Raw genomic sequence first — 23,767 nt, 5'->3', positions numbered from 1 at the left:
GGCGGATCAACCCACTTCCCGAGTGGGCGGCACCTGTTCGCGCAGAGTGCCCTGACTGCGATAGGGGATCACATCCAGCTCGCCATTCACTTGTACTATCTCGTAGTACTGCGGCAGGTTGAAGTTGATGAACTGCCCATCATCGCTGAACCGCTCGTGATTGGAGGTGTAGAAGCGGTTGACCCCTGCCACCAGCTCATCCTTGTTGCCGGCAAAGTGCTGGTAGATCTCCACCCGGTTCGCCTCATCGAGGATATAGATGTTGGTGCCCGCATCACGGGTATCGAAGAAGAACTGCACCAATCCTTCGCTGGCGTAGGCATCGACGATGCTCGGCAGATGCTGGCTGTGGGTCTTGTCGAGCCGCAGCGGCAGGTGATCCAGCTTGTTGTGGGAGATGTGACGGTAAAAATCGATGGCGTTTTCCAGCTTCTTCACCGACACCCCGCGCCGCTCGAAGAAGATGCCGTACTTCTCGCGGCCAAGGGCCATGGTCTTGACCAGCTGCTGCTTGTCGCGGGCAAGGCGCAGGTCGATACACTCCGCCACCAGGGTCTGGAAGCGGGAGCGCACCAGAGAGCGGAAGTGCTGGCTGTAGCAGAACACCTCGATCATCTCGGGGGCGGCGGCATCCTGATGCATCTTGCCGAGGATGGTGGTGAGGGCATCGACCACGGCTTCATCCCCCTGGAAGTGCAGGGTACGAATCTCGCTCCAGGAGTTGCGATAGACCAGATCCACCGAACCGACCAGACACTCCTGATTGCGACCGAACGAGAAGACATCCACGGTATTGGCGTCAAATTCGATCACCTGACCGACCCAATGGCTGGTCGGGTCCATCTCCAGATTGAGGAAGATGGAGAGCTGACGGATCTCGCATGGTCGGCTGAGGGCCAGGTTGGTGGCCAGCGGGTACTTTTCGGGGAAGCAGCCGGAGAGATCGCGGCAGAACTGGTGCAGATTGTCGATGTGCAGATCCGAACCCTGATTGAACAGGTGCACCCGCGACTGGGGGGTCAACAGATCGTTGAAGTAGGCCCAGGAGACCAGCTTGCTGATGTAGCCATTGAACTCCAGCGGCGCGCGGCCAATGATGTCCACCGGCTCCAGCGAATGTTTGTAGAGATACCAGCCGGCGCGGTTGAGGCGACCGTGAGGCACCTGCACGAAGCTGAGATCCGGCTCGCTGAGATCAGGCGCGATCTTGAGGTTGATACGCTGCACCTTGCCCGGCAGGCTCTCGAACGCGGCGTAGAGCTTGCGCGACAGAATGCCGATATCTTCCGGGTTGATCGACTCGCTGATGTTGTTGCGGCGGGCGAACTGGATCAGGTTGCGGTAGCTCTGCATTAGGGCTTCCAGCAGCTCGGCGTGCGCGATCTTCACCTCTTCGATCTTCCACTCGTGGCGATGATCGAGCTGATAGAGCTTGTCCTGACTCCAGCCCCAGTAGGAGACCAGCTGGCTCATCTGCTCGCGACGCCACTCGGGGGAGTGATCATCCTTGGGATGGCTGAGACCGTCGCACACCTTGAGGTAGAAGCAGCGGCGCACCAGATCGAGCCGCGCCATGTCGCCGATGGACTTGAGGTAGTTGGTCACCTTGTCCAGCATCAGACAGTAGTTGTCGAGCCGATAGTGCATCCCCTCATTGTGCTGGAACCAGTCGCGACCAATCATCGACAGCAGGCGGGTGTTGGGATACTCGTGGGAGTAGGCTTCCATCAGTACCGACTTGAGCACCGCCTTGTAGGGGGAGTCGATCCCCTTGTAGAGCTGCCACAGGGCGGAGCCGAAATACTCTTCGGCCGGAATACGGTCAAAACTGCCGAGATCGAGCCAGTCTTCCTGCTTGAGCTTGCCGCTCTCGAACAGCTCGTTCACATACGCATCGTAGTGATCATCACACTCGGTGGGCACCAGATACCAGATCAAGCGTTTGCCCGCGATACGCATGGCACTGCGGTAGAACTCGTCGAGCAGCAGCAAGTGCTGCGCACTGCCGCAGCTCTCCCCCTGCATCTGGGCATCGTTGGTCTGGCGGAACTTGTCTTCCGGGATCAGGAAGAAGTTGAGATCGACCCCGCGCTGTTCGGCCCACTTGGAGAGTTGCTGGCATTTCAGCTCCAGCAGATCGAGCCGCTCCTGCGACAAACCGGCCACGTGGCAGACCCAGATATCGAGATCGGAGTGACAGCATTGACCGATGGAGGAGGTGCTACCCATGGAGTAGAGCCCCTGAATGGCTCGATCATGGGTTGCCAGACCGCTCTGACAGTTGGCGTTGCGGCAGAGGTCATCGATAAAGGCTTGCTGCTCGGCGGTGGCGCTGAAGCTCCAGATGCCATGAGGGACATCACCGGAGACATAACCGGGCAGCAGGGGATGATTGAAGTGCAGCATGACAGGCAGCAGTTGGAATACCTGCTGCCCATAGCGACTCATGAGGCCTAACGCCCGTTGCGTCTTGAGACAGGTAATGTCGTCATAACGCGCAACCAGCGTATCGATGTGTTCCTGCAATGCCCTGCCTATCACCTAAGTGAAAATGACGCACCAAAAGGGGGATACGTCAAAAAAGTGTGATCATGTTAACAATGCAAACAGCGGTGGTAAACAAGCCTTCAGCTAAACGTCAGATTATTTCTGGTATGACCACATAAAGTATCAGGGGAAATCATTAAATTCCAATACATTCAATGAATTAATCAACACCACTTGCTTAATGAAAATCATTTTCAGCATGCATTTTTGAGCTTGGCCCCGCTTTTGCCGGCTCCGCCATGAAAGCCCGGGCAAAGGGTGGTAATATCGATTTCCTTCTAAAAATGAAACAACTGATTGATATGGCAGCCCGAACCCTGAAAATTGCCACTCGCAAGAGCCCGCTGGCCCTGTGGCAGGCCAACTTTGTCAAAGACCGGCTCGAAGCCCTGCACCCGCAGTTGCAGGTCGAACTGGTGCCCATGAGCACTCAGGGTGACAAGATCCTCGATACCCCGCTGGCCAAGGTCGGTGGCAAGGGGTTGTTCGTCAAGGAGCTGGAGACCGCCATGCTGGAAGGGCGGGCCGATATCGCCGTTCACTCCATGAAAGATGTGCCGGTGGAGTTCCCCGAGGGGCTCGGCCTGCACACCATCTGCGAGCGGGAAGATCCCCGCGATGCCTTCGTCTCCAACCGCTTCAAGGTTATTGCCGAACTGCCGCAAGGGGCCGTAGTCGGCACCTCCAGTCTCCGTCGTCAGTGCCAGCTGCGCGCCGCCCGCCCGGATCTGGTGATCCGCGACCTGCGTGGCAACGTCAACACTCGCCTCGCCAAGCTGGATGCCGGTGAGTACGACGCCATTATCCTCGCCGCCGCCGGTCTGAAACGACTGGAGATGGCGCACCGCATCACCGCCTTTATCGAGCCGGAACATAGCCTGCCCGCCAACGGTCAGGGCGCCGTCGGCATCGAATGCCGCCTCGATGATGTTGAGCTGCACGCTCTGCTGGCGCCGCTTGAGCACGCCGAGACCCGCGCCCGGGTGTTGACCGAGCGAGCCATGAATCGCGCCCTGCAAGGGGGATGTCAGGTGCCTATCGGTGCCTACGCACTGGTCGAAGGCGAGCAGATCTGGCTGCGCGGTCTGGTGGGTAGCCCGGATGGCAGCCAGGTGATCCGCGACGAGATCCGCGGCCCGCTGGCCGATGGTGAGGCCCTCGGCGAGCAACTGGCCCAGCGCCTGCTGGCCGCCGGTGCCGACGAGATCCTGGCCGAGGTCTACCGCGCATGACCCCGCTGGTGGTGCGTCCGGCCGCCCAGGCCGCCGAGCTGGAGCAGTTGCTGCGCCAGCACGGTCATGCACCACTCTGCTGCCCGCTGCTGGAAACCGTGGCGGGCAGCGAACTCCCTCTCCTGCCCGACCTGTTGCGCAGTGCCGACGTGGTGATCGCCGTCAGCATCCATGCCGTTCATTTTGCACACGCTTTTCTGTTGCAAACTGGTCAGACCTGGCCACATATTGAGTACTTTGCGGTGGGTCAGGCCAGCGCAGATGCCTTTGCCGCCATCGGCATCGCGGCGATCTGCCCGGATGACCCGCGCAGCGAAGGGCTGCTGGCCCTGCCCGCCCTGCAGCAGGTAGCTGGCAAACGGGTACTGATCCTGCGCGGCAATGGCGGGCGGGATCTCATCGCCAGCACGCTGGCCTCACGCGGTGCTCTGGTGCACTATTGTGCGGCCTATGAGCGCCACTACCCCGAGCTAGACGGGGACAGATTGACCCACCACTGGCAGGCAGCGGGGCTGGACAGCCTGCTCATTACCAGTGGTGAACTGCTGCAACGGCTGCTGGAGCTGGTTCCCGACCACCAGCGGCCCTGGCTTTTTGACCGCCTGCTGGTGGTCCCCAGCCCGCGCGTGGCCGAGATGGCCAGTACAGCGGGCTTTATCCATATCACGATTGCCCAAGGTGCATCCAACCAGGCCCTGACGGCCGCACTGGAACTGAGGAAGATGGAATGACAGAACAACAAGAATCCCAGGTCAAACCCCAGCCGACCGCTGTGGTCAATGGCAGCAAGAACCGCTCCGGTGCCGTACTGGGAGGGGTCGCCATCCTGCTGGCCCTTGGCCTGACCGGCGGTCTCTATCTGCACGGTCACAAGAATGCAGTAGCCCAGCAGGCCGAACTGGCCCAGCTCAAGCAGCAGCTGGCGAGCGCCCTGAGCAAGATCGACCAGACCAGCAGCAAGGATGCCGAGCAGCTGGCCGCGCTGGATCAAACCCAGCAGCGACTGCAAGGGGAGATGCAGGGTCTGCAGAACCGGGTACTGGATCTGAATGACAAGCGCCCCAACGACTGGATGCTGGCCGAATCCGAATATCTGGTACGAATGGCGGGCCGCAAGCTCTGGCTGGAGCATGACCTCGTCTCCGCCATCACCTTGCTCGGCAATGCCGACGAGCGGATCGCCGCCCTCAACGACCCCAGCCTGATGCCGATCCGCAAGGCGCTGGCCGAGGATATCGCCAAGCTCAAGGGGATGCCGCGCATCGACCGCGAGGGGCTGACCCTCAAACTGGCTGCGCTCTCCGACCAGATCGAGCTGCTGCCCCTCTCCACCGTCAGCATGCCGGAAGCCAAGGCCGAGCCGGATCAGGCGGTCAGCGCCAATCCCGACGAGTGGGAGAGCAACCTGAAGAAGAACTGGGTCAAGTTCACCGAGAACTTCGTCACCATCCGTCGCCGCGATGGCGCGGTCGAGGCGCTGCTCTCGCCACAGCAGGAGATCTTCCTGCGTGAAAACCTCAAGACCAAGCTGTTGCAGGCCCAGCTCTCCGTCTATCGCGAGCAGCAGGCGCTCTACGAAGACAGCCTGGACAAGGCCCAACGCTGGCTGACCCAGTATTTCGACACCGACAACAGCGCCACCCGCTACATGCAGGGCGAGATCGACAAGCTCAAGGGTGAGCAGATCCAGATCGACTATCCGGCCCAGTTCAAGACCCAGGCCATGCTGGAGCAGGTGCTGACCGAACGCCTGCAACGCATTCTGGCCAGCAGCTGAGGAGGGCACCATGATCCGTATAATCATTCTGGTCGCCGTGATGGTCGCAGGGCTGATCTTTGGCCCGCAAGCCTCCGGCAACAAGGGCTATGTGCTGATTGCCCTTGGCAATTACACCATCGAATCCTCCGTCACCAGCGCGGTGATCCTGGCCGTGCTGTTCTACGGTGCCCTGCTGATCGTCGAGTGGCTGCTGGGACGGGTATTCGGCCTACGCCGCAAGACCCTCGGCTGGTACGGCTCGCGCCGCCGCCGCAAGGCCAATCAACAGACCGTTGCCGCCACCTTGGCGATGGCCGAAGGGCACTACAGTCAGGCTGAAAAGCTGATGATCAAGGGGGCCAGCAACAGCGACACCCCGCTGCTCAACTACCTGAGCGCCGCCAAGGCGGCACAGGCCCGTGGTGACGATGCCCGCCGGGATCAATACCTGCAAAAAGCGCAGGAGGAAAACCCCAAAGCCGAGCTGGCGCTCACCCTGACCCAGACCCAGCTGCAGATCGAGCAGGGCCAGTACGATACCGCGCTGGCGATGCTGGAGTCGGTCTACGCCCTCAACCCGCGCCACCCCATGGTGCTGGATCAGCTGCGTCAGGTGCATCTGGCCCGTCAGGACTGGAGCGCCCTGTGCGACCTGATCCCCAGCCTGCACAAGGTGGGCAAGCTGACCCCGAAACAGGAAGAAGATCTGCTGCAACAGGCTTGGTGTGGTCGTCTGCAACAGGCTGCCGGCAGCCTCGAGACCCTCAAAGCCGTGTGGCAGGATCTGCCGCGCAAGCTGCGCCTCGAGCCAGAGCTGCTGGCCTGCTACGGCGATCTGCTGCGCCAGCTGGGTGCTGACAGCGAGGCTGCCACCCTGTGGCAGGAGGCGCTGCGCAAACAGCCGATGCCCCAGTTGCTGGCTCGCCTGCCCAAGCTGAAACTCGACAGTTACCAGCCGCTGCTGGCACTGCTGCAAAAACAGCAGGGGCAACCGGAGGTGGACACCGCACTGGCCCAGCTCTATCTGCTGGCAGGTCAACTGGACGATGCCCAGAAGCTGCTGGAACAGGAGGTGGAGCGGGCGCCGAGCGCCGCCGCCTATCACGCTCTCGGCCAGCTGATGGACAAGCGCCGCCTTACCAACAAGGCCAACGAGTACTATCGTCAAGCACTGGAACTGGCGGGGATCTGATCCCCGGCGAACAGAAACGCGAGAGGCCGCATGATGCGGCCTCTTTTTTTATCTCTTCGCCCTGCCCTCGTCAGGTGGTGAGCCGCTCCAGCTCGCCGATCAGCCAGATGGCCTCGGCACGGTGGCTGCCACACACATCCATCATGGGGAGAAAACCGCCGCACACCGCTGGCCGCTCTGGTTGACCGAAGATCTTGCAGCCAAGGGCGCTATCGAGCTGGATACAGGGGACGCCAGCCGGTTTGCCATCTGGCATACCGGGAATGGCACTGCTGATACTGGGGGCGATGCAACAGGCAGCGCAGCCGCTACGACACTCCATAGACTCCACTCCTTTGGGACAGTCTGAGCCACCATAGCCGAAGCGGCGGCACAAACGTAGCTGGCGCACAACAAAAAGCCCGACCGCACGGGCGATCGGGCTTCAGACAACACAGCCGGTTCAGCGAGCCATCATCACAGGATGATGTCGCGAACCACGCTGTCTTTGCGTTCCAGATAATGGATCGACTTGATACGGCGGATTGTGCGCGACTTGCCACGGATCAGCAGGGTCTCGGTGGTCGCCATCACGCCATCGCTGGTGATGCCGTCAAGCAGATCACCCTTGGTGATACCGGTGGCGGAGAAGATGACGTTGTCATTCTTCGCCATGTCTTCCAGCTTGAGCACCTTGTTGACATCGATGCCCAGCGCTTCGCAGCGGGCAATTTCCTGCTCGCCCAGCGCACGCACTTCCGGGCTGTCGCCCTTGACGCGGTGACGCGGCACCAAACGGGCCTGCATGTCACCGTCCAGCGCGCGGATCACCGCCGCGGAGATCACCCCTTCCGGTGCGCCGCCGATGCCATACAGCATGTCGACTTCGCTGTCCGGCAGACAGGTGAGGATGGAGGCGGCAACGTCACCATCGGGAATGGCGAACACCCGCACGCCCAGACCCTGCATCTCCTTGATTGCCTTGTCATGACGCGGCTTGGCCAGGGTAATGACGGTCAGACGGGAGAGCGGCTTGCCCAGCGCCTTGGCCACGGACTTCAGGTTCAGCTCGAGAGCCTGATCCAGGTCGATGGCGCCTTTGGCCTTGGGCCCGACGATCAGCTTTTCCATGTACATATCAGGCGCTTTCAGGAAAGAACCCTTGTCGCCCACCGCCAGCACGGCCAGCGCATTGGCCTGACCCATAGCAGTCATGCGGGTACCCTCGATGGGATCGACCGCGATATCCACCGCGTCGCCGTGTCCGGTACCGACCTTCTCGCCGATATAGAGCATCGGCGCTTCATCAATTTCACCTTCGCCGATCACAATCTCACCATCGATCTCGATCTGGTTGAGAATGTGGCGCATGGCCGCTACGGCCGCCCCATCAGCGATATTCTTGTCACCACGTCCGAGCCACTTGTAGCCAGCCAGTGCAGCCGCTTCCGTCACTCGGGAAAACTCGATTGCCAGTTCACGTCTCATCGCATATCCAACCTATGGAGCTCGAAAACGGGCGGCATTCTACCACAAGGGCAAACCTTTGCGCACAAAAGTAGCCGCTGCGAGCAAGAATGTAGCCAATTCATCCAATTGCAACCCAATTGCCATCGACTCTTCATCCAACTGTCACCCCGCTGTCATCCCCGCTGCCTAGCATGACCCCGTTTTCAAAACAAAAGCTTGCAACACCACAAGGGATTAAGATGAAAAAGCTGACTGTAGTGGCACTGGCTCTCACCGCAGCCTTCCAGGCTCAAGCCGTTGAAGTGTACAAAAATGACACCTCCATGCTGGATCTCTATGGCCGTATCTACGCTGGCCACTTCTTTGGTGACAAGAAGGAACTGGATGCCAGCGGCAAACCGAAAAGCGAATACAGCGACAAACAGGGAGCCAACCAGTTTGTCCGTTTCGGCGCCAAGGCCGAGACCCAGATCCAGAGCGGCCTGAAGGCTCTGGCTCAGTACGAAGTACAGATGTATATCAATGACAGCGAGAAGACCATCAGCGAGAACTCCGACAACCTGCGCACCCGTCTGGCGTTCGCCGGTGTCGGCGCTGACTGGGGCACCGTGACCTTCGGTCGCCAGAAAGGGGCCCCGGGTTTCCTGGCCGACTGGACTGATGTCTCCCTCTCCGACGGCTACGGCAACGAAGCGCTGGGCGCCAAGACCGATACCTTCGCCACCAACCGCGCCGGTTCCGTGCTGAAATACTCCGGCCTGTTCAATGGCTTCCAGCTCGACACCAGCTACAAGTTCGACGGTGGTGACACCGAAGAGACCACCAGCAAGGATAGCGACGCCGCCTACGGTGCTGCCGTGGCCTATACCTTCCCGTTCAACCTGTCACTGGGTACCGCGTACAACGTCGGTATCCGCGACAAGAGCGGTGAAGAAGATGCCAAGCTGTGGCTGATCTCCGCCAAGTTCGACAACAAGGCCGCCTACGCAGCCCTGAGCTATGCCGATGGCAGCGACTTCCTGGCGACCGGCACTGATCACACCGGTTGGGAAGCCGCGCTGGGCTACAACTTCGAGAACGGCTTCGGTCTGATGGCCCTGTGGAACAAACAGGAGCAGGACAAGGCTGGCATCAAGAAAGACAACGTGGATTACTACACCCTGGGTGCCCAGTACAAATTCAACAAGAACCTGCGGGTGATTGGCGAGTACCGCATCAACAATCTGGACAGCAAGGAGAGCGGCAAGCTCAACGTCAAGGATGACTTCCAGCTGGCTGCCCGCTACGACTTCTAATCGAGGTTTTGCGGATCCCCAAAGCGCGATGGCTTGCCATCGCGCTTTTTGCTGGGCGTCGTTCACGACCGGAGAAAGTGGCCTAGGCTCATCAGACAAGGGTCTGCACGTGAGGTGAAAAAATGAGGGGTCAACTGCTTGTCACACTACTGTTGTTGCTGTCCCTGCCGGCTCACGCCCTCTCTATCGCCATGGTGCTGTGGCGCGGTGAAACCGCCGCCGAAGCGGGCTTTCGGGCAGAGCTGACCCGCCTTGGTTATCAGGCCACCATCACCACCTATAACGCCGATCAGGATCGTACGGCGCTGGCAACCATGCTGCGCCAGCAGATGCTGCCGAAACTGGCCGAATACGACTACATCTACACCTTTGGCACCACCGCCACCACCATGACCAAGAGTCTGGTGGCCAACCGCAAACCTCTGATTTTCAATGTGGTCTCCGATCCGGTCGGGGCAGACATCCTCTCGGAAGACAAAACCCAGAACAGCATGGTAGCCGGGGTAAGCAACATGGTGCCGATGGCGCTGCAACTGGCCAATGCCAGCGAGCATCTGGCCACCGGAAAACGGCTGCTGCTACCCTTCAACCCCCGCGAGCAGAACACCCTGCTGGTAGCCGATATGTTGCTCAATGAAGCGAAACGCTATCAGTGGCAGATGGTCACCTGGCGAATGGCCCCTGACCCACGGCGGCTGGACAACGAACTGAAGCGGCTGCAACAGGATGCCAAAAACGACATCGTCTTTCTGGCCGCAGACAGCTATCTGCTCTCCATCGCCCCCCGTTTGCTAAATGCACTCAACGAAGCGGCCATCCCTACCATCTGCAGTGCCGAGCTGTTCGTCGAACACGGCTGCAGCGTTGGCACCATCAGCAGCTACGAGGCACTGGGCAAGATGGCCGCCGGGATCATCCACCGCCACCAGCAGGGAACAGCACTGCAGGATATACCGCTGCAAACCGATCCCCATCCCAAACTGGTGTTGGGGCAACTGGGTAACGCCACCACGCAGGAGGCGAGCCCCGAAAAGCCGAAGCCTTGATAAAGATCTCGGCCAATCAGGCTCCGGGCGGGTATGCTGTTGACCCCCATCTCCCGAGAGCCCTTTCCCATGAGCACCACCGTCTTTTTTGCCGTTCTGCTGGCAGCCCTGCTTCACGCCAGCTGGAATGCGCTGGTCAAAATTGGCGAAGAGCGGCTGGTGGGCGTGTCACTGGTGGCGATCTTCTCAGGGCTTATCGCCGCCGTGGCGCTGCTGCCCATGGGGCTTCCCTCTGCTGCCGAGCTGCCCTGGCTCGGCCTCTCAGTCCTGCTCCATATCGGTTACTGCCTGTTTCTCAGCCATGCCTACAATCAGGGCGATTTTGGCCAGATCTATCCGCTGGCCCGTGGCAGTGCCCCACTGCTCGCCATGGCGTTAAGTGCCCTGCTGCTGGGGGACTACCCCGGTTACGGCGGCATCATCGGCGCCTGCGTGCTGATCACGGGGGTCTTGCTGATGGCCTGGCGAGGTGGGCAGCAGCGCCTTGACAGCAAAGCGGTTCGGGCGGCACTGATCACGGCCATGTTCACGGCGACCTATACCCTCTCGGATGGGGCCGGCGCCCGCGCAGGGGGTGAACCGGTACGCTACACCCTCTGGCTCTTTGCCTGCACTGGGCTGGCGATGCTGCTGGTGCTGCTCGTCCACCAGAAACGCAACGCATGGCGCCAGATCCGTCAATATGCACTGGTTGGCGCCACCGGGGGTGCCATGTCACTGCTCGCCTACGGGATTGTTATCTGGGCCATGACCCAAGCCCCCATTGGCGTGGTCGCGGCTCTGCGCGAAAGCAGTGTGCTGTTTGCCATGCTGCTCTCGGTCTGGCTGCTGAAAGAGCCGCTCGGGAGCATGCGGCTGACGGCGGCGGCCATTATTACCGGCGGCGTGCTGCTGACCCGGCTTGGAGGATAAGCGCTGTCGCCATTGGTGCGGATTTATCAGGCAGGATGGCGTAATTCACTCCGCCAAATATGCCGAATACGAATAATGGAAATAAGTGTCGGCCCGGGCGTAAATGTTTACATCCGCAACGTATCAATTAACTGGCAGGTCTGTTTATTTCAACCACAGCTTCATTCGGGAAACTTACCTGCCCAGTAGAATTAATGATAAAATCATTCACAGTTAATTTTCGGCAACGCTGACCAATACCGCGCATGGCACAGACCATGCCGCTCCGCCCATACATTCATTGACCGCCTGACGGGTAAGCCAGCCCGGTCAGAGATGACCCGATCGCGCCCGCCACAGCAGGATGGCATGGCGCTACCGCGTTATTAATGGGTCCGGTTTCGTCTGTTTAATTTTTGATTATTTTAAATCCAGCACCATCAGGGAGTTTTTAATATGTCGGCAAAAAAGCTGAAGTTGGGCGCCTTTATATTGATGATATTAACATCGGTATTTGGCGTCACTAATATCGGGATCGGTTTTTACCGAATGGGATATGCCGCCATTCCGATGTTCGTGATCGGCGGACTGTTCTTCTTCATCCCGTTCATTTTGATGATGATCGAATTCGGCACCGGTTTTCGCAAAGAGGCAGGCGGTATCTTTACCTGGATGCGCCACTCGGTCTCGACCCGATTTGCCTTTATCGGTCTGACCATGTGGTTTGCCTCCTACGTCATCTGGATGTTTGGCAAGGCGCTCTCTATGTGGGTGCCCCTCTCCTTCATGCTGTTTGGCCGCGACATCACTGTCATCCCGGTCACCCTGGGCACCGGCATCGACTTCGGCCCCTTTATTCTGGGTGTGGTCGCCATCGCGCTGGTTGCCACCGTCACCAAGCTCATCACTCTGGGCAGCGCCCGCTTCGCCAAGGTGGCGGCCATCGGCGGCCTCTCCGTGGTGGCGCTCAACGTGTTGCTGCTGGTCGGCGGCGTCTTCACCTTCGCGGTGAGCGGCATGACCCTGCAGGAGCCCTTCACACAGGCATCGCTGACGGCCTCTCCCAATGCCGCTTTCAACTACATCATCCCCTTCCTCGGCTTTATGGTGTTCGCCATCTTCGCCTACGGCGGGGTCGAGGCGATGGCCGGGGTGGCTGACGAGCTGGAAGATCCCGAGCGCGACCTCAAGCGCGGCATCTTCCTCTCCGGCGCCTTCATCGTGCTCTGCTACATCATCGGCTTTCTGGCGGTCGGCTCCATCATGCGCTGGAGCGACTTCCCGGCCGAGGGGATCACCTCTCTCTCCGCCCTCTTCATCATCATGCTGGAGCTGGGGCGCCATCTGGGTGGCGAGTGGTTGGGACAGGTATTCATGCGCTTTGCCGGATTGGGCATGTTCCTGAGCTATCTGGGTGCCTTTATCGCCCTCTCCTACGCGCCGCTGCGCCAGTTCATCACCGGCACCCCGAGCTACTTCTGGCCGGAGCGTTTCCAGCGCGAGAACGAGAATGGCGTGCGGATTGAAGCTCTCAAGGTGCAAGCCTGGGTGGTCTGTCTGTTCATTGCCGCCAAATCCATCTTCACCCTGATCAACCCGGAAGGGGCCGCCGCCCTCTATGAGCTGATCATCACCATGACCAACGTCGGCATGACCCTGCCCTACATGTTCCTCATCTACGCCTGGTATCGCTATCGCAACAACCCAGCGCTGGGCAAGGATCTGATCTTCTTCAAGAGCTCGGGCTCGGTACTGCTGGCTACCATCATCAGCCTGATCCTGGTCGCCTTCGGCAACGTCTTTACCGTGGTCGCCCCCTTTATCTCTGGCGATATATCCACCGGCGTCTGGACCATCATTGGCCCGCTGCTGTTCGTGGTGATCGCCATGCGCTTCAAGATCAAGCAGGAAGATACCCACTAAACGGTAAGCAATGCTCCATGCCAATCGGGACCGTTCTGGTCCCGATTTTTTTAGCGCTGGCTTCCGCTCGCCATCACGGCCAGCCCATAGTTTTAATGCAAAAAACGACTCCATGGAGACCTCTTTTACGCTCTCCTCGCCGTCAGAGCGCGCTCAACGCCGTAAATTATCAATATCAAGGTGAGAATGATTGTGAAGCGCCAGTTCACGACATATAACTTAGCGAGATATCCCTGTATTTCGTCCGGTAGAGCTGATCATGATGATGCGTTCCCTCCTTCCCCTGTTGCTTGGCGCAGTAATGCTGCCGGCCACTATGGACAGTGCCCATGCCAACCCCTTTTCCGCCAGCAGCAAGAGCAGCAGCGGCTTTCTCGAGCGACGGGATGTGCCCAACCTCAGCTCGGCCGCTTTCGTGGTGGCCAACCACAGAACCGGCGAGGTGATCTCCGAGCGCAACGGCAACCGGGTAATGCCCATCGCCTCTCTCACCAAGCTGATGACGGCGCTGGTAGTGCTGGATGCCAACCTGCGCCTCAACGAAATGCTCACCGTGACCAATGCCGACATCGACCGCATCAAGGGGACCGGCTCGCGCCTAGCTATCGGCTCCAAACTCAGCCGCGCCGAAATGCTCCATATCGCCCTGATGTCCTCTGAAAACCGCGCCGCCTCGGCGCTGGCCCGCCACTATCCCGGCGGCCAGCGTGCCTTTGTCGAGGCGATGAACGCCAAAGCCCGCATGCTGGGGATGTGGAATACCCGCTACGCCGACAGCACAGGGCTCAACCCGCGCAATGTCTCCACCGCGCAGGATCTCGCCAAACTCGCCGCCGCAGCGGCCTCCTATCCGCTGATCCGCCAGTACTCCACCGACGAGCAGAGTTATGTGCGCACCAACAAGCGTCAGCTGCACTACCTCAACTCCAATCGGCTGATCCGCGAAGGGCAATGGGAGTTCACTCTCTCCAAGACCGGCTATATCCGCGAAGCGGGCCGCTGTCTGGTGCTGGGCACCAAGGTCAATCGTGAGCCGGTGATCATGGTGTTGCTCAATGCCGAGACCACCAACGATCGGGTCGCCGACGCCAAGCGGATCAAAACCTGGCTGGAGAGCTCGGGCAGAACCACCCTGGCAGCCAACCAGAGCAGCATGCTGACTCACCAGTAAGCTCGAGATCCCCAACCAAGCGAGGCGCCCGCCTCGCTTTTTTATCTGCATGAGCGCGCCCAAAAAACGGGAGCCCGCTCCCGTTACAGGTAACACCTTCCACCATCCCGTTACAAAATGTAACTACTCAACAGCGTGATTCACACTAATAGAATCAATTGGTTGTAACCTAGCAGCGAGAATTTTAGCGTGCTATCACAACCCCTGTAACGACGAGCCACCATGCGTATTTCCAGTATCGAGTGCGGGCGGGTGCTGGCCATTCTGGCCGTGATGACCATTCACGTCTCCCCCTTCGCCAATCCGTTCAATCCCGCCCTGTGGGAAAGCGGATCTTGGCTCTGGCTGAGCGGCACCATCAACCAGTTATGCCGCTTTGCCGTGCCGCTGTTTTTCCTCTGTGCCGGTTATTTTCTGCAGCCGAGACTGAGTCGCGAGGCGCCGCTGACCGTGGCCTGGCGCTACTGCCGCCCCTTGCTGCTGCTCTGGCTGGTGTGGAGTCTGGTCTACCTGCTGGTGCCGTTCAATCCACTGGATGCCGTGCAGCAAGGCTATCTGACCTCCCTGCGCGGGCAGTGGCAATTCCAGCTCGGCGACCCCCTCAATGGCTGGCTGGTGGGCGGCATGATCCACCTCTGGTTCCTGCCAGCCCTGGTCATGGCGGTGGCCCTGCTGGCACTCTGCTACCGGCTTGGCAGACCATCGCTCGCCCTCTGGCTGGGTCTTGGCCTTTACCTACTGGCGCTGCTGGGGGGCTCCTATGCCAAGCCGCTGCTGGGCGCCGAGTGGCCACTGCTCACCCGTAACGGCCCCTTCTTCTCCCTGCTGTTTGTGGCGCTCGGGGCCCTGCTGCGCCAGCGTCAGTGGCAGCCGGATATCCGCACCGGCTGGCAACTGCTGCTGGCTGGGGTGACGCTCTATGGCTGTGAAGCCTGGGCGCTGCAGCACTTTGCCGCAGTGCCGCTCACCCGCCACGACTTCCTGCTCGGCTCCCTTCCCTGGGCTATCGGTCTGTTTGGCCTGCTGCTGGCCAATCCCGAGTGGGGCAAGGGCAGCTGGCTTGAGCGCCAGGCCCCCAAAGTGCTCGGGATCTACTGCCTGCACATGATGCTGGTGGTCTGGATCTTCGTGTTCGGCCCGCAGGGCGCATCCATCCTGTGGGAGATCGCCAAGGTGCCGCTGCTGCTGGGTTCATCTCTGCTGGCCTATCGCCTGATGGCGGCCCTGCCCCTCACCCGCCGACTGCTGCGCACTCACTGAGTCCGGTATCCGGCCCGTCCTATCGGGCCCGATAGATCTTCACGTTTAGCCCCTTTTTCTTCCTCTACGCCCTTTTTCCCTCGCTTCGTTCTCGCGGTTTGCTGCAATGACTCTGCTTTTCAGCCGTGCTCCCCCGACCGCACAAACCGTCCCCAATGCTCCCCTCCATTTTCACCTTGCTAGACAAATGAAAATCAATATCATTGGCATCCCGCTTTGGTGGGTCAGGCTAATTATAATTAAATCAATATGTTCGAGCCGTCAGGTCGATATCCAAAGAGTCAATATTGAATATGCAGCACCCTCACTTTCGCAGAACGCTGGTCTCGCTGGCACTGCTGGGCACCGGCTTCACTACCCAGGCCGCCGATGAAACCATGACTGTGGTTGGCAAACGCTCCCAGCATCAGGAAGTTGCCACCGCAACCCGTACCAATACGCCAGCCAAGCTGGTTCCCCAGACCATCGACAGCGTCAAGGTCAGCGAGCTGACCGCCTTCGGCCAACCGACGCTGAGTGAAGCCCTGAGCGGCATCCCCGGGGTCAACGCCAGCGGTGACACCCGCTTCGACGGGGTCAATATCCGCGGCTTCAGCGCCAGCAACGACTTCTATCTCGACGGATTCCGCGACGACATGCAGTACACCCGGGATCTCGGCAACATAGAGCGGGTGGAAGTGCTCAAGGGCCCGGCCGCCGTGCTCTACGGCCGCGGCAGCACGGGGGGCATCGTCAACCGGGTCAGCAAAAAGCCGCAAAAAGGGCAGGAGTCCAGCGTCACCGCCCGAGTCGGCAGCTTTGACAGCCAGCGGCTAGCAGCCGACCTCAATGGCGAGGCGAGTGAGCAGGTGCAGTTGCGCCTCAACATGGCGCAAGAGGACAAAGATAGCTTCCGCAACGACGTGAAGAGCAAGCGCACCCTGCTGGCACCTTCCGCCAACTGGGAGATCAGCGACAACCTCAACTGGCTGGTGCAGTACGAGCGCAACGAACATGACCGCACCCCGGATCGCGGCATTCCCGGGGTCAATGGGCGTCCGGCCGATGTGCCGCGGGAGTATGTCTACAGCGATACCAGCCGCGATTTCATCGATGACGTGGCGCAATCCACCCGCTCCCGCCTCTCATGGGATATCAACGATCAGTGGCAGTTGCGCCAGCAGCTCGGTTACTACACCCTCGACAGCCAGTTTGACAACACCTATGTCACCAGCGTCAAAGGGGATCAGGTGACCCGCTCCCGCTGGCAGCAGGATCTGAAAGCGAAGAACCTGATCAGCAACACCGAGGCCGAAGGTCTGTTCCAGACCGGCCCGGTGGAACATCGCCTGCTGGTTGGCTTCGAGCAGAACTGGCAGGAGCGCACACCCAAGCTCTACCAGAACGCCACCGCCATCCCGTCTGGCAACCTCTACGACCCGGGCTCACTGCCTACCTACAATGGCGCCATGAAGCTCTCCAGCGACGCCAAACACAAGGTGCGCGGCAATGGCCTCTATCTGCAGGATCAGCTCAGCCTGGGTGACTGGCATCTGGTGGGCGGGCTGCGCCGTGACGACTTCACCGTCACCAGTCGCCGCTACGACCTCAACAAGGAGGAGAGCGTCTCGGTCAACAGCCTGAGCCCGCGCCTTGGTCTGGTGTGGAATCCCCTCGAGGATCACGCCTTCTACACCTCCTACAGCAAGACCTTCACTCCGGTGGGCGGCGAGCTGATCGGCATCACCCCGGGCGACAAGAACAACGGGCTGGAACCCCAGCACACCCGCCTCTACGAAGGTGGGGTGAAGAGTGACTGGCTGAACGGCAAGCTGGCGACCACTCTCTCCCTCTATCGACTGGAGATGTACAACAAGCGCACCAAGGATCCGCTGGATCCCACCAAGGTGATCCTCACCGGCCTGCAGCGTACCGAAGGGGTCGAACTGAGCGCCCGCGCCGAGCTGACCGACGAGATCTATCTGCGTGGCGGCTTTGCCATTCAGGATGCCGAGCAGGTCAAGGCGGATGCGGATCTGCAGGGCAAGCGCCCGATGAACGTCTCCCGCCAGAATGGCCAGTTCTATCTCGGCTACAAGAGTGGTGAGCAGGGCTGGTTCGGTGAAACCGGTGTGACAGCGGTGGGCGATCGCTTTGCCGACAACGCCAACACCACCACACTGCCCGGTTACGCCCGCTTCGATGCGCGCGCCGGTTATCGCTGGCAGCAGTGGGAAGCCGAGCTGAGCGCCGAAAACCTGACCGATCACGAGTACTTCGTCAGCGCCACCAGTGCCAACCAGATCATGCCGGGCACACCCCGTCAGCTGAGTCTGACCGGTACCTACCGCTTCTGATCTCAGTGACAACCACCCCGACTGGCCAGCCCTTGCTGGCCAGTTTTTTATGAAGCAACCACGATGAAACGCAGAAGAGTTCCCCTTCACAACAACAAATGGGTACGCCGCCTCCATGCCTGGGCAGGCTTTTTTACCCTCGCCCTGATGCTGATATACGGCATCACCGGCCTCTGGCTGCAACACCGTGCCGTGTTGCCCATTCCGGGCCCCCACACCGACAAATCGAGTGAAGAGATAGTGCTCAAGGCGCCGCTCACCAGCCCGGAGCAGCTGAAAAGCCTGTTGCAACAGCGCTATCCCGAAACTTTTGCCGACGGGCGAACCATGCTCACCCCGGCCCAGACCCTGCCCACCCCGAACGGTCCGCTCACCCTGCCCGCCAAGTGGGAGATGCGCGGCGTCACCCTCAGCCAGAGCGTGGCCGCCAGCTATGTTGAGGGTACCTTGCTGGTTCGCACCGATCTGCAGCAAGCCAACTTTGCCGCCAGTCTCAACCGGCTGCACCGCGGCATGGGTACCGGCCTCGGCTGGCAGCTGTTTGGCGATATCGCCGCCCTGGCCCTGCTGCTGCTCGCCCTCACCAGCCTGTTTATGTGGACCAAACTGCACGGCACACCCAGAGCCATCATCACGCTGACGCTCGCAGGCAGCCTCGGTACCCTGCTGTTTGCCCTGCTGGGATAGCGCGGCAACCATGTTCTGATGCAGCATGGTTTGGAAAAAAACCGCAATAGAAACAGGCCGCTGGCAGTGATGCCGTCAGCGGCCACATCAAGAAAAGGAAATAACGGAGAGCGGGAAAAGAGAAGGGATACCAAGAGGTAACGGGAAGTACTACCTGTTCAGCAGTAACGCTCCAACTCGCAGGAACGCCAAAAACAAAAGGCCATCATTGCTGATGGCCTTTTGTCATGAATTTGATGGTGCCCGGGGTCGGACTCGAACCGACACGGTTATTCACCGGCGGATTTTGAATCCGCTGCGTCTACCGATTTCGCCACCCGGGCAACTGCGAGGGATTATACGAATGGCGCGATGCCATGCAAGGTGTTTTTCGATTGAACACTCCCGTTTGTTCATTTATTCAACGCCTTGCCGATGCGGGGCCAGTTACATAGAATGCCGCCATCATCTTAATGGAATAAAAACGATGGCCAAGCCTAAAAAAGTCCAACAAAAATCCCCCTCTCCCGCCACTCAGCCATACCCGTCAGCGGGTCTGATGCGTCGCCTCGGCGCCCTCATCTATGATGCGCTGGTGGTGACTTCGCTGCTGATCATCGCTGGCTTTATCGGCATGGGTGTCGCCAAGCTGTTGCTGATCACCGGCATGGCAAGCGTACCGGCGGGTGAAGATACCGTCTGGTTGCTGACCCGCCACCACCTGAGCCTGATCTACACCCTGTGGCTCGCCTTCGTCATCTGTGGTTTCTACACCTGGTTCTGGACCCGCGCTGGCCAGACCGTCGGCATGCGCGCCTGGCGGCTGCGAATTCAGAACGAGGATGGCAGCCACATCCGCGTTACCCAGGCGCTGATCCGTCTCGCCACCGCCGCCTTTGGTCTGGGCAACCTGATGTGCCTGTTCAACCGCCAACGTCCGCGGGCGTTTCAGGATATCTGGGCCGAGTGCGAAGTGATTGTGCTGAGCAAGCAGGAAAATCTGGAATTGCTTAACAAGTAATACCGGGTCAATGCAGCAACGAAAGAGGGCACCAACAGGTGCCCTCTTTGCATTTCCTCATAACCTCGTGCGGATTATTGCTTGCGGCTGAGGATGTAGAAGGAGATGCCGCCAAACAGCAGACTGGGCGCAATAGCCGCCAGAATGGGCGGTACCGCATAGACCAGACTGATGGGACCAAACACCCGATCACTCACATAGACGGCGAAGCCGGTCATGATCCCCATCAGCATCCGCGCGCCCATGCTCACCGAGCGCAGCGGGCCGAAGATGAAGGAGGAGGCCAGCAGGATCATCGCCACCACCGAGAGCGGTGACAGCAGCTTGCGCCACATCTCCAGCTTGTAGCGACCGGCATCCTGCTTGTTGGCATCGAGATAGCCGATGTAGTCGAGCAGACCGGAGACCGAGAGGTTCTCGGGGTCTATACTTACCACCCCCAGCTGCTTGGGCGTCAACTCCGAGCTCCACTCCATCTTGTCATGCTGTTCGCTGCGGATCTGCGCCGGGTCGTCGAAGCGGGTAACCTGAGTCTGCTTGAGCAGCCAGTGGTGGCGCTCGAACACACCCTCCTGCGCCTGCACCACGTCGATCAGCTTGCGCTCGGGGGTGAAGCGATAGAGGGTGATACCAGTCAGCGCGCCATCGTTGCGCACCCCGTTGATATTGACGAAGTTGTTGCCATCGCGAGCCCACACCCCGTAGGCGGAGACCGTCAGACGACCTTCGGAGAGCGCGCCCGCCTTGATGTCATCTGCCATCCGCTTGGCAATGGGGGCCACATATTCCCCCATCAACCCCACCATGATCATCAACGGGATCGCCGTCTTGAGCGCCGCCATCACGATACTGATCTTGGAGCGACCCGCCGCCTGCATCACCACCAGCTCGGAGCTGGTCGCCAACTGACCCAGACCAATCAGGCCACCCAGCAGCGCGGCCAGCGGGAAGAAAAGCACCGCCTCCTTGGGCATGGAGAGCAGCACATAGTAGAGGGCGTTGATCATGTCGTAATTGCCGTCACCGACCGACTTGAGCTGCTCTACATACTTGATGAGTGCAGCAAGGCCAACCAGCGTGATTTCACACAGCAGGATCGACATGAAAATGACCCGACCGATATATCTATCGAGAATGCCAAACATCAGCAGAAGTTCCTATGTTGCAGCATCATGCTGATTTTCTGTTGAAATAGCGGCCCTTCACCCCGTTCCACCAGCTGGTGCCCTGCAGATTGAGGGGCAGGCCGATAAACAGCAGGTAACCGAGCGGCACCAGGAACATCCCCGGCCAGTAGGGCAGCCGACCGCTGTCGATGGCCGAACGGGCGGCGCTGAGCAGCAGGAAGTAGGAGAGATAGAGCATGATGGCCGGCAACAGTTTGGCGTAGCGCCCCTGACGGGGATTGACCCGCGCCAGCGGTACTACCAGCAGGGTGAGCACCGGAATGGAGAGGGGCAGCGAGATACGCCACTGCAATTCCGCCATCATGGCGTTGTCCTGGGTACCGAACAGTTCCATGGTCGGCTTGGCCGCCGCCTTGCGGTTGGAACGCTCCATCTCCTGCTGGCGGATCACCAGACCATATTCGCGAAAATCGGAGATCTGGAACTGCTTGCCGGAGAAGTTCCCCTCGTAGCGAGAGCCATCCATCAGGGTCAGCCACTGCAGACCGTTCTCATCGACCGTCACCACCCCTTCGGTCGCCACCACCACCGAGGGAGGATTGTTCCCCTCCGCCCGCTGCAGCACGAAGATCTTTTGCAGTTTTGAGCCGTTGTCGTTCAAATCCTGGATATAGGCAACCAGGCGCCCCTTGTCGAGCTCCATAAAGCGGCCCGCCTGCAGGAAGGAGATACCCGGATCCGACTTGAACTCGTCGATCACCTGATACTCGCGCTCCTTGGCCTGCGGGGCGATCCAGCCGGTGTTGAACGCCGCGACCACCGCCGTCAGCAAGGCCAGCAACATGGCGCTGCGCATCACGAAACGGTGGCTGAAGCCGACCGCATGCATCACCGTCATCTCGCTTTCGGCGTAGAGGCGACCATGGGCAAACAAAATGGCTAAAAAGAGACTGATAGGCAGCATCAACAACGCCATATTGGGCAAGTTGAGTAGCAGCAGGGTGGAGACCAGACGTGTCGGCACCTCGCCATCGGCGGCGTCACCAATGATCTTGATAAATTGTTGGCTGACAAAGATAAGCAGCAATACGAATAACACTGCCAGCTGGGTTTTCAGGGTTTCCCTGAACAAATATCGGAAAACGATCACAGTCATTCCCAAGTAAACTTGTGTTTTTAGTCGAATGCCTGAAAAATAGGGCCGTATATTGGATTTTTACCAGTTTGAACTGCGGAGCCTGTGGCTGTTCGCTCCGCCTCTGATACCCCAACAAGCACCGCATTATTCAATAAAAGGTGCCTTTTGTCTTTAGGATGTAGGAGATTCCATGGAGTTCAGTGTAAAGAGTGGCAGTCCAGAGAAGCAACGGAGCGCCTGCGTCGTAGTCGGCGTATTTGAGCCTCGTCGCCTCTCTCCGGTTGCCGAACAACTGGACAAGATCAGCGATGGCTATATCAGTTCGCTGCTGCGCCGTGGCGACCTGGAAGGGAAACCAGGCCAGATGCTGCTGCTGCATCAAGTACCGGGCGTGCTCAGCGAGCGCGTACTGCTGGTCGGATGCGGCAAGGAGCGGGAACTCGACGAACGCCAGTACAAGCAGATCATCAACAAGACCATAACCACCCTGAACGAAACCGGCTCCATGGAAGCGGTCTGCTTCCTGACCGAGCTGCACGTCAAGGGTCGGGATACCTATTGGAAGGTGCGCCAGGCGGTAGAAACCACCAAGGCGGGCCTCTACAGCTTTGATCAGTTCAAGACCAACAAGGCCGAGCCACGTCGCCCGCTGCGCAAGCTGGTCTTCAACGTGCCGACGCGTCGGGAACTGACCATTGGTGAAAAAGCCATCGCTCACGGTCTGGCCGTGGCCAAGGGTGTGCGGGTCTGCCGCGATGTGGCGAACATGCCGCCCAACGTCTGCAACCCGGCCTATCTGGCCTCCCAGGCCCGTCGTCTGGCCGATGCCTACGACAACATCACCACCAAGGTGGTGGGCGAGCAGGAGATGGCCGAGCTCGGCATGAACTCCTACCTGGCGGTGGCCCGCGGCTCCGACAACGAAGCCATGATGGCCATCATCGAATACAAGGGTCATCCTGATGCCAAGCCCATCGTACTGGTCGGCAAGGGTCTGACCTTTGACTCCGGCGGCATCTCCATCAAGCCGGCCGACGGCATGGACGAGATGAAGTACGACATGGGTGGCGCCGCCTCCGTGCTCGGTACCATGCATGCGCTGGCCCAGCTGCAACTGCCGATCAACGTCATCGGCGTGCTGGCGGGCTGCGAGAACATGCCGGGTGGCAACGCCTATCGTCCGGGTGACATCCTCACCTCCATGTCCGGCCAGACCATCGAAGTGCTCAACACCGATGCGGAAGGTCGTCTGGTGCTGTGTGATGCGCTGACCTATGTGGACCGCTTCGATCCGGAAACCGTGATCGACGTGGCGACTCTGACCGGTGCCTGCGTCATCGCACTGGGCCACCACACCTCGGGTCTGCTGGCCAACCACAACCCGCTGGCCCACGAGCTGCTCAACGCCTCCGAGCAGGCGGGAGATCGCGCCTGGCGTCTGCCGTTGTTCGACGAGTATCAGGAGCAGATCGACAGCCCGTTCGCCGACATGGCCAACATCGGTGGTCGTCCGGCCGGCACAATCACCGCGGCCGCCTTCCTGTCACGCTTCACCAAGAAGTACAACTGGGCCCACCTGGATATCGCCGGGACCGCCTGGAAAAGTGGCAAGGACAAAGGCTCTACCGGTCGTCCGGTGCCCCTGCTGACCCAGTTCCTGCTGAACCGGGCTGGCGTGGATATCGAAGAGAAAGAGTAACTCTCCGGCCCCCGC

At 59.9% G+C, this 23,767-nt stretch carries 19 protein-coding genes and 1 tRNA gene; 14 read left to right on the top strand and 6 right to left on the bottom strand.

Going from position 1 to position 23,767, the window contains the following annotated elements:
• Positions 1–6 precede the first annotated feature (6 nt).
• Positions 7–2,526, bottom strand: a complete 2,520-nt coding sequence (locus A9G06_RS02545; protein ID WP_069554179.1) for a class I adenylate cyclase — start codon at positions 2,524–2,526, stop codon at positions 7–9.
• Between the two features lie 323 nt (positions 2,527–2,849).
• Between A9G06_RS02545 and hemC the strand changes: the two genes are divergently transcribed.
• The 4 genes from hemC to A9G06_RS02525 are packed head-to-tail and all read left to right on the top strand — an operon-like array spanning position 2,850 to position 6,730.
• The gene (hemC, locus tag A9G06_RS02540; RefSeq protein WP_139126144.1) at positions 2,850–3,779 is read left to right on the top strand and encodes a hydroxymethylbilane synthase; all 930 of its coding nucleotides are present in this window, start codon (positions 2,850–2,852) and stop codon (positions 3,777–3,779) included.
• Positions 3,776–4,510 (top strand): uroporphyrinogen-III synthase, encoded by a 735-nt coding sequence (locus A9G06_RS02535; RefSeq protein WP_069554177.1) that lies wholly within the window; start codon positions 3,776–3,778, stop codon positions 4,508–4,510. Before hemC ends, A9G06_RS02535 begins: the two co-directional genes overlap by 4 nt.
• Positions 4,507–5,556, top strand: a complete 1,050-nt coding sequence (locus A9G06_RS02530) for a uroporphyrinogen-III C-methyltransferase (protein ID WP_069554176.1) — start codon at positions 4,507–4,509, stop codon at positions 5,554–5,556. The genes A9G06_RS02535 and A9G06_RS02530 overlap by 4 nt, the downstream gene beginning before the upstream one ends.
• Positions 5,557–5,566: 10 nt before the next feature.
• On the top strand, positions 5,567–6,730 hold the full coding sequence (locus A9G06_RS02525; RefSeq protein WP_069554175.1) for a heme biosynthesis HemY N-terminal domain-containing protein: 1,164 nt from the start codon (positions 5,567–5,569) through the stop codon (positions 6,728–6,730).
• Between the two features lie 70 nt (positions 6,731–6,800).
• On the opposite strand, the gene A9G06_RS02520 is transcribed toward A9G06_RS02525, so the two are convergent.
• Together A9G06_RS02520 and glpX are read right to left on the bottom strand one after the other, a co-directional pair.
• On the bottom strand, positions 6,801–7,052 hold the full coding sequence (locus A9G06_RS02520) for a YkgJ family cysteine cluster protein (protein WP_069554174.1): 252 nt from the start codon (positions 7,050–7,052) through the stop codon (positions 6,801–6,803).
• A 134-nt stretch (positions 7,053–7,186) separates the two neighbouring features.
• Complete coding sequence (glpX, locus tag A9G06_RS02515; protein ID WP_005336386.1) at positions 7,187–8,197, bottom strand: class II fructose-bisphosphatase; 1,011 nt, start codon at positions 8,195–8,197, stop codon at positions 7,187–7,189.
• Between the two features lie 221 nt (positions 8,198–8,418).
• On the opposite strand from glpX, the gene A9G06_RS02510 reads away from it, so the two are divergent.
• From A9G06_RS02510 to A9G06_RS02475, 8 genes are all read left to right on the top strand, one after another.
• Positions 8,419–9,474: a porin gene (locus A9G06_RS02510; RefSeq protein WP_019444867.1), complete on the top strand. Its 1,056-nt coding sequence runs from the start codon at positions 8,419–8,421 to the stop codon at positions 9,472–9,474.
• A 122-nt stretch (positions 9,475–9,596) separates the two neighbouring features.
• Complete coding sequence (locus A9G06_RS02505; protein ID WP_069554173.1) at positions 9,597–10,520, top strand: ABC transporter substrate binding protein; 924 nt, start codon at positions 9,597–9,599, stop codon at positions 10,518–10,520.
• Positions 10,521–10,553: 33 nt separating this feature from the next.
• Positions 10,554–11,432: a DMT family transporter gene (locus tag A9G06_RS02500; RefSeq protein ID WP_083243719.1), complete on the top strand. Its 879-nt coding sequence runs from the start codon at positions 10,554–10,556 to the stop codon at positions 11,430–11,432.
• 435 nt (positions 11,433–11,867) lie between these two features.
• Positions 11,868–13,334, top strand: coding sequence for a glutamate/gamma-aminobutyrate family transporter YjeM (gene yjeM / locus A9G06_RS02495; protein ID WP_069554172.1), 1,467 nt, complete (start codon positions 11,868–11,870; stop codon positions 13,332–13,334).
• Between the two features lie 259 nt (positions 13,335–13,593).
• On the top strand, positions 13,594–14,505 hold the full coding sequence (gene pbpG / locus A9G06_RS02490) for a D-alanyl-D-alanine endopeptidase (RefSeq protein WP_069554171.1): 912 nt from the start codon (positions 13,594–13,596) through the stop codon (positions 14,503–14,505).
• Positions 14,506–14,727: 222 nt separating this feature from the next.
• Complete coding sequence (locus A9G06_RS02485) at positions 14,728–15,765, top strand: acyltransferase family protein (RefSeq protein ID WP_069554170.1); 1,038 nt, start codon at positions 14,728–14,730, stop codon at positions 15,763–15,765.
• A 293-nt stretch (positions 15,766–16,058) separates the two neighbouring features.
• A complete protein-coding gene (locus A9G06_RS02480; protein WP_069554169.1) occupies positions 16,059–18,101 on the top strand; it encodes a TonB-dependent siderophore receptor in 2,043 nt (680 codons plus the stop codon).
• Positions 18,102–18,122: 21 nt separating this feature from the next.
• A complete protein-coding gene (locus A9G06_RS02475; protein WP_367141868.1) occupies positions 18,123–18,788 on the top strand; it encodes a PepSY-associated TM helix domain-containing protein in 666 nt (221 codons plus the stop codon).
• A 237-nt stretch (positions 18,789–19,025) separates the two neighbouring features.
• On the opposite strand, the gene A9G06_RS02470 is transcribed toward A9G06_RS02475, so the two are convergent.
• Positions 19,026–19,111: transfer RNA gene (locus A9G06_RS02470), tRNA-Leu, on the bottom strand.
• 143 nt (positions 19,112–19,254) lie between these two features.
• Here A9G06_RS02470 and A9G06_RS02465 point away from each other — a divergent pair.
• On the top strand, positions 19,255–19,788 hold the full coding sequence (locus A9G06_RS02465) for an RDD family protein (RefSeq protein ID WP_069554167.1): 534 nt from the start codon (positions 19,255–19,257) through the stop codon (positions 19,786–19,788).
• Positions 19,789–19,862: 74 nt separating this feature from the next.
• Here A9G06_RS02465 and lptG read toward each other — a convergent pair whose 3' ends face one another.
• Positions 19,863–20,933, bottom strand: a complete 1,071-nt coding sequence (gene lptG / locus A9G06_RS02460; protein WP_021231808.1) for an LPS export ABC transporter permease LptG — start codon at positions 20,931–20,933, stop codon at positions 19,863–19,865.
• Between the two features lie 25 nt (positions 20,934–20,958).
• Positions 20,959–22,071 (bottom strand): LPS export ABC transporter permease LptF, encoded by a 1,113-nt coding sequence (gene lptF / locus A9G06_RS02455; RefSeq protein WP_005356742.1) that lies wholly within the window; start codon positions 22,069–22,071, stop codon positions 20,959–20,961.
• A gap of 172 nt (positions 22,072–22,243) precedes the next feature.
• On the opposite strand from lptF, the gene pepA reads away from it, so the two are divergent.
• Entirely contained in the window at positions 22,244–23,752 is a 1,509-nt protein-coding gene (gene pepA / locus A9G06_RS02450; RefSeq protein ID WP_005336423.1) for a leucyl aminopeptidase, read from the top strand.
• Positions 23,753–23,767: the final 15 nt, after the last annotated feature.

Origin of the sequence: Aeromonas sp. DNP9, assembly GCF_001728955.1 — a bacterium.
Classification (GTDB): Bacteria; Pseudomonadota; Gammaproteobacteria; order Enterobacterales; family Aeromonadaceae; genus Aeromonas; species Aeromonas veronii.
Note: the sequence above shows the minus strand (reverse complement) of the source record. Positions and strands in the feature narration are given on the sequence as shown.